Raw genomic sequence first — 10,915 nt, forward strand, 5'->3', positions numbered from 1 at the left:
ACAGTTGCCCGGCGACGATCTTCAACACCACGACCCGATACTTCGACATGCATCGGACTGTGACCTATGACGCGAGACATGAGCGACCTATCACCTGTGACCTATGTCGTGAACCCAGACACCTCTGGGCGCGCCCATCTGGACTCTGCTTCAGAGCGACCAGCCAGCGAAATCTTGGCCACCCTCGAATGTCGAAGTGACTACGCGCGTGCTGCCTTCCCGTTGTGAATATGCCCCGGAGGGCATCCGTAAGCTAGTCCCGACCTGGCGAATCTGAGTGGTTTGTCGGCAAGTTGCCGATGGCGCCCTGCTTGACAACAGGATTTGCATCGCCTTGGGCGAAGTCGTTTAGGGCGATCATTGCATCGCATCCGTAATGGCGTCGGTGATAGCCCCTTCCATGTCTCCGATCGACAGTGGTGGGCCTGAATAGCAAAGAGAGCCGCGTAGTGCCGTCACTGGACGGCTCTCAGGGTGCAATTCATATCCGCCCTCGGAATTCTTGACGAAGGACACGTGAGCCCCAGGCCCAAGGCCGAGTTCATCCCGGATGCTCTTGGGGATGGTGACCTGCCCCCTGCTGCTGACGGTGCTCCTGGTTATGGACTTTCCCTCTGCTCCGGCGTCAGGGCGTGTGGCCACGACCTCAACCCACCAGCTAGTGATTGCCACCTGGGGACTCACTGGGTCTAGCTGGACTGCGGATGGTCCACGTCCGGAGCGATCTTGCCATGCGAGGCAAGGTATCTGAGATCAGGGCGGGGCGCAAGATCGATAAGAATCTTACAACAACTACCTACTACTAACAATTAACGGTCCTGTGAGGACAAAGTGTAGGCTGGCAGGCGGCCGGGCCTCATTGAAGGATTGTTAGCGTTGGTCGTAGCTGTAGACCTCAGCGCTCTCCCGGCCCGCCTTGGTCAGGGCCGGTACCCGGAGGCCTTGACCAAGGCCCTCATAGCCGGACCCCAGCTCGGCTCATGGCTATGGCGCCTGCAGCATCGTTGTCTGCGGATTCGAATGGCGATCCCCAAGAAGTGCGTGGGCTCACATGGCCCGCTGTGCTGACCCGAGGCTTGTATGGTCGAGGCGGTGTGCAATTCGTCCCGCCGTTGTGATGTTCCGGGTGTGGGAGCCAAGACATTCTCTTGTAGTCGCCACATTGATCACTTCGGATGTCTATTATCATTCGGTGTCGAATCCGGCAACTTCGCCGGCGGTGCCTGATGAAGGCCGAGATTTAGGAGTTACCATGGCCCTCACCCTTGATGCCCTCCACGACGCTGTGGCAGGAGGAACTGCCGGCGTCCGCGCTCGATTCGAGCTGGAGCCTCTCGGCGGGCCCGGTGACAAGATCGCGCCACCCACCTACAGCACTGCGGAAGTTGCGCCCACCAAGTATGCGGAAGAGACGCGGCGCATTGATGGCGCCGACGTCCGCTGCGTCTCCCTCAACTCGGTGGCCGCTCAGGCCAACACGATGGAGGAGACCCTGCTGGAGGCCGCCCGCGCCGGGCGATTGGCGTTGCCCCTGGTCTCGGTGGACTTCCGTGAGTCGGAGGGCCTGGCGGATCTGGACCGGATCTCCTCGCTACAGGCGCCGCACCGGATTTTCGACGCGATCCTGCGGGACAGCCTGCTCGACGACCAACTGTTTCGGATGAGCCCGATCGGGCGGGCGGTCACCGAGGCGTCCACTCGCAACGCCGAGGCGCTGTACCGGTACTCGCCGGCCACCCTGATCTTCGGCGGCTGGGATTCGACGGGTCCGCGGGGTGGTCGCGGAGCGAAGTACGAGCGTGCGCTCACTTCGGAGATCGTCGGAATCGGCGCCATGCCAGGCACGCGTGCAGCTTCGCGGATCGACCCGCTCGGCATCGAGCTGGCGGGAAACACGCTCTATGCCACCGAGGATGGCTCCTGGACGCTCAACGAGGACGAGGCCAAGAAGGAGAAGGGGAAGGCTGTTCTCTACACCGGGTCGGGCGACGGCGCGCCGGGGCGTCCCTCGCAGGTCAACCACGGCAACGTGACACCGTCTCTCGACGCTCGTGCCGGCGGTGTGACCGTGGATCGGGTCGAGGCGATCACCGTGCTGTCCTTCATCCAGTTGCGGCGGATCGGTTTCCCGCTGAACAGCAACGGCGAGCCGCTGGGCGAGAAGCGACGTGAGGCCGAACAAGCGGCCCGGACGGCGCTGGCTGCGCTCGCTTTGGCGGCGGTCACACTGTCGTTCGAGCAAGGCTTCGATCTGCGCTCGCGGTGTGTGCTGGTGCCCACCGCCGATCTGGAATTCGACCTGGTCCGACGGGGTAGTGGCGGCTCCAGCCGGTTCAGCTTGACCGGTGACGAGGCGTTGGCGCTCACCGCGCAGGCGGTTGAGGCGGCGGCGTCCTATGGCCTGGTCTGGCAGGCCGACGAGGTCTTGCTGCGGCCGGCCGATCGGCTGGCTCAGTTGGTTCGGAACAGCCGTCCGGCCGGTAACGGCGGCGCGTAATGCTCGCCGTCCAGGTCCGGCTGCTTGCCGGACGGTATGTCGCGACCCAATTCAATGAGCGCGACCGGGCGGAGTGGCCGCCGCATCCCGCTCGACTGTTCGCCGCCGCGGTCGCGGCCTGGGCGGACACCGATGAGCCGGATCTCGAAGAGCGTGCCGCGTTGTACTGGTGGGAGTCGCTCGGGCCGCCGCAGATTTCCTGCTCGTTGCCGGAGGAGACCGCCGCCCGCTCCGTCGTCACCCACTTCGTTCCGGTGAACGATGCGACGGTGCTGTCGCGGGACGCCTCGGGCGCCTACGCGGACCTAACCGCGGCACTCGAGCTGGAGAAGGAGCCGATGGGCGGCGATCGTCCCGATCTGCGGGCACACCGGCGGGCGCAGACCGCAGCCGCAAAGGCACAGGCGAGGGGCGTCCAGTTCAGTAGTTCGGGCAGGGCACCCGAGACCGGGCTGGGCGTTCTGCCCGAGAACCGGGTCCGGCAAGCCCGCACCTTCCCGAGCATCACCCCGGCCGACGAGATCGTCACCTTCAGCTGGCCGGACATCGCTCCGGAGCCGGCGCAGCTGGAGGCGCTGGATCGGGTCCTGGGACGAATCGCCCGCTTGGGCCATAGCTCGTCCCCGGTCGATGTGGCGATTGTCGCGAAGCCCACGCGCGAGGCGTCCCTGGTGCCGGCGGAGAGCGGTGAGTTCAGTGTCCGGACGCCGACGACCGGACAACTAGACTCGCTGATCGCGTCGTATGCCGGCCACCAGGGGCTGGAGCCGCGCACCCTGCCGACGGTTGCTGCCGGGTATCGCCGGAACGAGCCTGCACCGGTCGTGCGTCGTGGCATCTTCGACGACCAGCGTTGGCTGTTATTCGGCCTGCATCCGCGGTGCGCGCTGACCCAGACCGAGGCCCTGACGCGGGCCCTCCGGGCGGGCCTGATGAAGCATGCGGCCCAGCCGGTGCCGCCGATGATCAGCGGGCATAGGCCGGGGTCGGGTGGGTCGCCGACCGAGCCTGCGCTGGACGTCCATGCGGCCTACCTGGCCTTGCCATACGTGGGTTCCGAGTATGCCGACGGATCCGTCCATGCGTTGGCGGTGGTCTTGCCACGGGACGTCTCGCCCCACGATCGGGCTGCTGTCGCGCTGGCTGCCGCCCGATGGCAGGAGGATGGTGGGCGACTCTGGTTTGAGCGGGGGAGGACGTTCCACCTGCATCCGCTTCGGCCGCAAGACGCGTCGGTTACCGCCCGGCCCTCCACTTGGACGCGGCCCGCCACTCGGTGGTCGACCGTGACCCCGGTGGCGCTTGATCGCCATCCGGGCGATCTGGACAGCCCGAACCAGGCCAAGCGCGATCAGGCCGAGGCGGAGGCGCGGGAAAGTGTGATGGGCGCGTGCCGGAACATCGGGCTGCCCGAACCGGTCGCGATCGATTTCCGCAACGACCCGCCGATCCGCGGCACCCGACCGCTTGGGGCTTTTCCCCCGTTCCTGGTCGGCGCCGGAAAACTCCGGAAACGGCTGGTCCACATCGATCTGACCTTCGGCGAACCGGTGAGCGGGCCCGTGCTGCTAGGAACAGGACGGTTCCTCGGCTACGGGCTGTTCTGGCCCCACCCAGGATCACGGTCGTGACACCGGCACCGCCGTCGGCGCTCGCTGCGCTCTCGACGTCCGATTTCGCGAGCTACTTCTCCGCGCTGTGGTCGAAGCCGGACGCGCCCCCGGTTGAGCCCTTCGGCTGGCAATCGGCGCTGGTAGAAGCCGCCCAGCGTGAGCGGCGCTGGCCGGACCTGATCGACCTGCCGACCGGTACTGGCAAGACCAGCGCGATCGACATCGCGGTGTTCCTGCTGGCTCTCGGCGCCGAAGAGCCCCCCGACAAGCAATGGCACCCGCGGCGGATCGCGGTGGTGGTCGACCGCAGGGTGATCGTGGACCAGGCCGCCGACCGGGCGCGCGCCATCGCTATGAAGCTGGCCGAGGCTCAAGAGGGTGTTCTGCGAGTGGTCGCCGATCGGTTGCGGTCGTTGGCCGTCCAGCCTGATGGCTCGGTGCCAGACGTCCCGCTACGGCATGCCGTCCTGCGGGGCGGTATCGTCCGCGACGAGAGCTGGGCGCAGCGTCCCGACATTCCCGCGGTGCTCGCCTCCACCGTCGACCAGGTCGGTTCCCGCTTGCTGTTCCGGGGATACGGCGTCTCGCGCGGCATGCGTCCGATCCATGCGGGGCTGCTCAGCCAGGACGTCCTCTATCTCCTCGACGAGGTTCATCTGGCGCGCCCCTACGCCCACACCCTGCAGGCGGTGGATCGGTACCGCGGGTTGGGTTCGAAAGTGGGTGCGCTGCCTGATCGCTGGCAGCTCGTCCGGCTCAGCGCAACGGTCGACACGGACGTGGACTGGGCGTTCCCCGGCGCCGAGTTGGACACCGGTGGGCACCCCGTCCTGGAACGGCGGCTGGAGGCGTCCAAACTCGCGACCGTGGAGCTGGTCAAGACGCCTACCGACGCGGTTAAAGCACAACAGAAGTTGGCCGCCATCTGCGCCGAGCGGGCCGAGGCAGTGGTCAAACAAGGCGCCCGCACGGTGGCCATCATCGTGAACCGGGTGGCCACGGCTGGTCACGCCTATGCGGCCGTGACGGCACGCATCGCCCGAGGTTTCGAGTGCGACGTAGCACTCATCACCGGACGCATGCGGCCCGTCGACCGCGACACGGTGCTCGCCGACGTCCAGCCGCGGGTCGAAATGGGTAGGAAACGCCGTGCCACCGATCGTCCGCTGATCCTGGTGTCGACCCAGAGCATCGAAGCCGGAGCCGATTTCGACCTTGACGCGATCGTCACCGAATGCGCGAGCCTCGACGCACTACGCCAGCGGTTCGGCCGCGTCGACCGTGACGGGCAACTGGCGCAGGCCGGGCAGCCGTACGGGTCGGTGATCCTCGCATCGCAGCGGGACGTCGCAACCACCGACCCGGATCCCGTCTACGGAAATGCCTTGCGGGAGACCTGGTCGTGGTTGTCCGGACTGCCCAAGGTTGACTTCGGGCTACGTCGCCTGGAGTTGCCCCCTCCGGCCCGGCACGCTCTGATGCTGCCGCCGGTGCAGTCCGCGCCGCACCTGTTGCCGAGCCACCTTGATCGGTGGGTCCGAACTTCCGACTACGGGGTTGCTGCCGACCCCGAAGTGGCGCAATGGCTGCATGGAATCAAGGCTTCGGACGCCATGAGCGAAGTCTCGGTGATTTGGCGCGAAGACCTCGATGAGGCCTTGCTGGGCAAAGTTGCGGAGGCGTGGCGTGCCGCGGGGCCCGACGAGCAACTCGCCAACCGGGTCGCGGCGCGAGTCAACGCCTGTCCGCCGATGGCGGCAGAAGCACTGCAGGTGCCGGTGGTCAGTGTGCGGCGCTGGCTGCGCGGAGTCGTCGACGATCCAACGCTGGCGGACGCCTGGGCCGGGCACGAGGTTGATGATGGCCGACAGCCCGACGATCGCGCGGTCGTGCGGTGGCGTGATGAGAAGGCGGAGACGATTCGGCTCCGCGATATCCAGCCCGGTGACACCATTCTCGTGCCCTCGACCCTCGGTGGCTTGTTCGGGAAGAATTGGAATCCGGCCGCAACGGACGACGTCCCCGATGTCGCTGTTGAGGCGACCGGAGGCAGGCGGACGATAGTCCGGCTGTCGCGGGCCCTTGACCATCGGCTACGTGCCAATGCGGGGGGGAGAAGGCCGCTGTCCGACGGGCTGGATGAGGCGCCAGCCGCCGAAGGAGGCGCGGACAATGAATTGCTTCCGTTCCCCGATCCACGCTCGCTCGAGGAACTGACGATCGAGGAGAAGCGCGCGGTCGTCGAGGCGTATGTCGCCGATGCGATGGACCGCGCCGACGAATCCACGCGCGTGCTACTGAGCAGATTGCTGGAGACACGCAGGTGGTTCCTGCAGTCGTTCGTCGAGCAATGGGCCTCTGGCGAGGTGCGATCGTCGTATGTGTTCACCGCACGGGTCGAGGGCCACGCCGGGGGCCGAAACGGTACGCCGACCGAGGACGACGGGCGAGACAGCCCTTCTTTTCCCGAAGACCAAGGTCGTGTGCTGCTCACCGATCACCTCGACGGCGTCCGGCGCTGGGCCGAGTGTCTTGGCCGGAACCTCGGCTTGCCGGACTCGGTTGTCGCCAGTCTCGGAGCGGCCGGACAAGCGCACGACCTAGGCAAACTCGACCCGCGGTTCCAGCTTTGGATGCACAGTGGCGACGACGTCTCGTACCAGGCGGAAGAGGCTCCGCTGGCCAAGTCGCTGGAGACGAATGCACGCTGGGAACGGGATCGAGCACGGCGGCGCAGCGGCTATCCGCTCGGCCAGCGCCACGAGTTATTGAGCCTTCACCTGCTTCCGCTGGGCGGACTGGTGGACGCCGAACTGGTCCAACATCTGGTGGCGACCCACCACGGTGGCGGCCGCTATCGATTCGGGCCGCAGAGGGATCTTCCCGAGGCGGCTGTTGCATTCAGGGCGGGGGATCTTGCTATCGCCGGTCACACGCTGTATGGGTTGGACAGGCTGGACTCGGGCGCGTCCGATCGATTCTGGAACGTGGTCCGCAGCTGGGGATGGTTCGGCCTGTCCTGGCTGGAGGCCATACTCCGGCTCGCTGACCATGAGGACAGCAGGACGCCGGCGACGGCGGCGCAGGCACGGAGGCAGTCGTGACCGAGATCGCGCTTCCCGCGCTGCGCGGACGCAACCCGCTCGGCCTGTTCGCCGCGCTCGGCGTCCTGGACGTCGTTTCGCACGCATTGCCTGATCGCGCCATCACGTTGCACTGGACGGAGGGACTTGAACCCCATGCGGTGCTGGGTGGTGCGGACTCCATCGAGCAGATCATCGAGCTATGCGACCAGGACCGGGAACGCTGGGCGAGTTCGCCGGTGCTCACCTGGGGCCCGAACGGTGGCCCCCTGGACGACCTGAAACCGTCGCTGCCGGACCTGCGGCAATGGATCGAGGTCGTGACCGCCACCTATTGGGAAACCGGTGACGATCGCGACATCGCGCTGCTCACCGGCCTGGTTGCCGAGGGTGCGGCCGCCGGAAAGGGTGACGCTAAACCGACTCATTTCCACTTCACGGCGGGCCAGCAGAAGTTCCTTGTGATGGTCCGGCTGCTGCAACGAGAGGTCACCGCCGAGCATTTCCGGGAGGCGCTGGCCGGGCCGTGGAGCTATACGTCCACGCTCCCCGTCCTCGGTTGGGATGCCCGCGGCGAACGTGTCTGGGCGCTGCGCGGCTTCAATCCTTCCGGTGACAAGAAGCGCGGCGTGCCCGCCGCGGACTGGCTCGCCTTCCTCGGTCTTCGCTATTTCCCGGTCGCTCTCCACACCGACCGCCGCGGTGTCGTCCAATTGGCGACCACGGGCTGTGAGCTCGGATGGAAGAGCGGCAGCTTCAGTTGGCCGCTGTGGGAAGTTACGCTGACGTCCGATGTAGTGGCGTCGTTGCTGGCCGACACCAGGATTCTGCTGATGGCCCCTGACAGCCGTCGGCGGCTCGGAGTGACGGAGGTCATGACGGCCGGCATCAGGCGAAGCGATCAGGGCGGATACGGCAGCTTCGGGCCGCCCAGCCCGGCGGGAGTTGCCGGACGCCGGCCGGCCAGGAATGGAAGGCGCTGACCAGGTGATGTGATGGACGAGCCGCTCGAACCCGATCCGCTCCCGGACTTGCTTCCGGCAAGGATGCTCAACGAGTTTGTCTACTGCCCGAGGCTGTTCTACCTCGAATGGGTCGATCATCGTTGGGCCGACAACGCTGACACCGCCCAGGGCAGATTCGTCCATCGCGGGGTGGATCGGGACGGCCCGCCCATGCCGCCGCCCGAGGCTGTTGAAGAAATGCAACGGGCGCGTTCGGTCCAACTCGACGATCAGCGACTCGGTGTGACCGCTGTGATCGACAGGGTGGACCACAGCGATGGCACGGTATCGCCCATCGATTTCAAGAAGGGCTCTCCCGATCCTGATGGGCGCGCATGGCCCGCCGATGAGATGCAGGTATTCGTCCAGGCGGCAGTTCTTCGAGGTTCCGGCTATCTGGTGCGCGAGGCGATTATCTACTACGTCGCGACCAACCAGCGCGTCGTCATCCCAGTGCCCGAAGATGTGGAGGATCGGGTACTCGACACTGCGCTGGCGGCCCGAGAAATAGCGGCCCAGGCGCGCCCACCCTTGCCGCTGGTGGATTCCCCGAAATGCCCACGCTGCTCGCTGGTGACCCTATGCCTTCCGGACGAAGTCAACCGTTCGTTGCAGCGCACCGAGTTGCCGCCACGACGAATCGTGCCCCGTGACCCCGACCACCGCCGCCAGCGTGGGTTCCATGATGGGCTACGAGGGCACTGCAGCGCGGACCTACTTCGGCCAGTTCACCTCCGTGCTCAGTGACCGAGAATCCGACATCGCCCTGAGTTTCTCTGAAGGAGGACGCAACCGACGCCCACCTCGGGACCCGGTGAACTGCCTGTTGAGCTTCGTCTACGGACTGTTGCTGAAGGATCTGGTCGCGGTTTGTCTCGGCGTGGGACTAGATCCATTCATCGGCATCTTGCATGCGCCGCGTTTCGGACGACCGTCGCTTGCCCTCGACTTGGCGGAAGAGTTCCGGCCACTGATAGCCGACTCGGTTGTGCTTCAGGTGCTGAACAACGGCGAGGTGAAGAGGACCGACTTCCTCTCCCGATCGCGGGGAGTAATGCTGACCCAGGAGGGTCGCAGAACCGTGATTGCCGCGTACGAGCGACGCCTGGAGATGACCGTGCGCCATCCGCAATTCGGCTACCAGATCTCCTACCGCCGCGTGATGGATGTGCAAGCGCGTGTGCTGGCTGCCGTGATGATCGGTGAACTGCCCGCCTATCGAGCGATGACGACGCGGTGAGTCAATGGCCCGACGGAGATACCTGATCGCCTACGACATCAGTGACCCGGTGAGGCTTCGCCGGGTGATCAAAGTCATGGAGTCCTACGGCGAGAGGCTTCAGTACTCAGTGTTTCTCTGTGATCTGTCGGACGCCGAACTGGTCGACTGGCTTACCGACATCAGCGCGGTGGTCAAGCTGACTGCAGACTCGGTGGTGCGGATCGACCTGGGTGACACGAGGTCGCCTGCCGGCATACATGTCATCGGCACCGGGAGGCGACTTCCGCATGCCGGCACTACCATAGTTTGAGGTGTTGAGCCTGATCAGCGAGCGCTCGGTCAACGATCGACGCACGCTGAAGTGCTCGCCCCCTGGTCAGAAGGCTAATCGTCACTTGACAGCTCGACAGCGAGGCGGACTACGATCAGAGCTTCCCAGCAGCGCTCGCAACTTACTACATCGCGCCTAGTCAGCATGCGGAAAATATGGGAGCTGTCACACCCGTCAGGAATGACGGGCATCATTGAAGCACTTCGACCCGTCGACAGTCCATCCGGTCTTGGTGACGTCACACCCGTCAGGAATGACGGGCATCATTGAAGCCGGCAATGCATTACGCTGACTTTGCAATGCTTGTAGTCGTCACACCCGTCAGGAATGACGGGCATCATTGAAGCCAGATCTTCAAGGCAGCCAACCGCATCGCCGGCACCGTCACACCCGTCAGGAATGACGGGCATCATTGAAGCCCGGACAGTGCACCCAAATCGAACCGGCCGATGAGAGGTCACACCCGTCAGGAATGACGGGCATCATTGAAGCCTGAAGGTTGGTCGCGTCGGCGTAGTTCGCCCTAGGTCACACCCGTCAGGAATGACGGGCATCATTGAAGCTCACCAGCTGCGGCGTTATTCACCGCCAATACCGGGAGTCACACCCGTCAGGAATGACGGGCATCATTGAAGCAACAGCGCGCCGCAGCTATGTGCGGGCCCTGGTGGGTCACACCCGTCAGGAATGACGGGCATCATTGAAGCAACAGCGCGCCGCAGCTATGGGCGGGCCCTGGTGGGTCACACCCGTCAGGAATGACGGGCATCATTGAAGCAAGGGCCAGCCGACGTTGCCGGACAACGCGATGTGTCACACCCGTCAGGAATGACGGGCATCATTGAAGCATCAGGTCGCCGAGTGGATGGCGAAGGCGACTTTGCTGGTCACACCCGTCAGGAATGACGGGCATCATTGAAGCTTGATCTGCCGGGCCCAGCCGTCGCTGGACACGTAGCGTCACACCCGTCAGGAATGACGGGCATCATTGAAGCCATAGCCGGCGCACTTCGGCGATCAGGGCGAGGATCGTCACACCCGTCAGGAATGACGGGCATCATTGAAGCGCCGAGGTTCCCGGTCACCTTGTAGTCGGACGGGAACGTCACACCCGTCAGGAATGACGGGCATCATTGAAGCGCCGAGGTTCCCGGTCACCTTGTAG

At 65.2% G+C, this 10,915-nt stretch carries 8 protein-coding genes and 1 CRISPR repeat array; of the genes, 7 read left to right on the top strand and 1 reads right to left on the bottom strand.

The genetic code is table 11. The annotated features are described in order from the left end of the window. Window positions 1–357: 357 nt before the first annotated feature. Window positions 358–684, bottom strand: coding sequence for an AbrB/MazE/SpoVT family DNA-binding domain-containing protein (locus QM624_RS03910; RefSeq protein WP_415088930.1), 327 nt, complete (start codon window positions 682–684; stop codon window positions 358–360). 568 nt (window positions 685–1,252) lie between these two features. Between QM624_RS03910 and cas7u the strand changes: the two genes are divergently transcribed. From cas7u to cas2, 7 genes are read left to right on the top strand one after another with little or no spacing between them, the layout of a single operon-like run. Next, a complete protein-coding gene (gene cas7u / locus QM624_RS03915) occupies window positions 1,253–2,497 on the top strand; it encodes a type I-U CRISPR-associated RAMP protein Csb1/Cas7u (protein WP_415088932.1) in 1,245 nt (414 codons plus the stop codon). Beyond that, entirely contained in the window at window positions 2,497–4,128 is a 1,632-nt protein-coding gene (gene csb2 / locus QM624_RS03920; protein WP_415088934.1) for a type I-U CRISPR-associated protein Csb2, read from the top strand. The genes cas7u and csb2 overlap by 1 nt, the downstream gene beginning before the upstream one ends. Next, the gene (gene cas3u / locus QM624_RS03925; protein WP_415088936.1) at window positions 4,125–7,214 is read left to right on the top strand and encodes a type I-U CRISPR-associated helicase/endonuclease Cas3; all 3,090 of its coding nucleotides are present in this window, start codon (window positions 4,125–4,127) and stop codon (window positions 7,212–7,214) included. The genes csb2 and cas3u overlap by 4 nt, the downstream gene beginning before the upstream one ends. Next, complete coding sequence (locus QM624_RS03930; protein WP_415088938.1) at window positions 7,211–8,176, top strand: hypothetical protein; 966 nt, start codon at window positions 7,211–7,213, stop codon at window positions 8,174–8,176. Before cas3u ends, QM624_RS03930 begins: the two co-directional genes overlap by 4 nt. A gap of 12 nt (window positions 8,177–8,188) precedes the next feature. Next, complete coding sequence (gene cas4 / locus QM624_RS03935; protein WP_415088940.1) at window positions 8,189–8,944, top strand: CRISPR-associated protein Cas4; 756 nt, start codon at window positions 8,189–8,191, stop codon at window positions 8,942–8,944. Continuing rightward, window positions 8,880–9,437 carry a CRISPR-associated endonuclease Cas1 gene (gene cas1 / locus QM624_RS03940; protein WP_415088942.1) on the top strand — a complete coding sequence of 186 codons (558 nt, stop codon included), beginning with the start codon at window positions 8,880–8,882 and terminating at the stop codon, window positions 9,435–9,437. Before cas4 ends, cas1 begins: the two co-directional genes overlap by 65 nt. A gap of 4 nt (window positions 9,438–9,441) precedes the next feature. After that, entirely contained in the window at window positions 9,442–9,729 is a 288-nt protein-coding gene (cas2, locus tag QM624_RS03945; protein WP_415088945.1) for a CRISPR-associated endonuclease Cas2, read from the top strand. Window positions 9,730–9,914: 185 nt separating this feature from the next. After that, window positions 9,915–10,890: direct repeats of the CRISPR family, unit length 36 nt; unit sequence GTCACACCCGTCAGGAATGACGGGCATCATTGAAGC. The last annotated feature ends 25 nt before the right edge of the window (window positions 10,891–10,915 follow it).

The organism is Micropruina sp. (assembly GCF_047606365.1).
GTDB lineage: Bacteria > Actinomycetota > Actinomycetes > Propionibacteriales > Propionibacteriaceae > Micropruina.

Bases quoted from the DNA above. Each gene is read 5' to 3' on its own strand.
- csb2 (WP_415088934.1), top strand. From the start codon at position 2,497: ATGCTCGCCGTCCAGGTCCGGCTGCTTGCCGGACGGTATGTCGCGACC.
- cas1 (WP_415088942.1), top strand. From the start codon at position 8,880: ATGATGGGCTACGAGGGCACTGCAGCGCGGACCTACTTCGGCCAGTTC.
- cas7u (WP_415088932.1), top strand. From the start codon at position 1,253: ATGGCCCTCACCCTTGATGCCCTCCACGACGCTGTGGCAGGAGGAACT.
- cas4 (WP_415088940.1), top strand. From the start codon at position 8,189: ATGGACGAGCCGCTCGAACCCGATCCGCTCCCGGACTTGCTTCCGGCA.
- cas2 (WP_415088945.1), top strand. From the start codon at position 9,442: ATGGCCCGACGGAGATACCTGATCGCCTACGACATCAGTGACCCGGTG.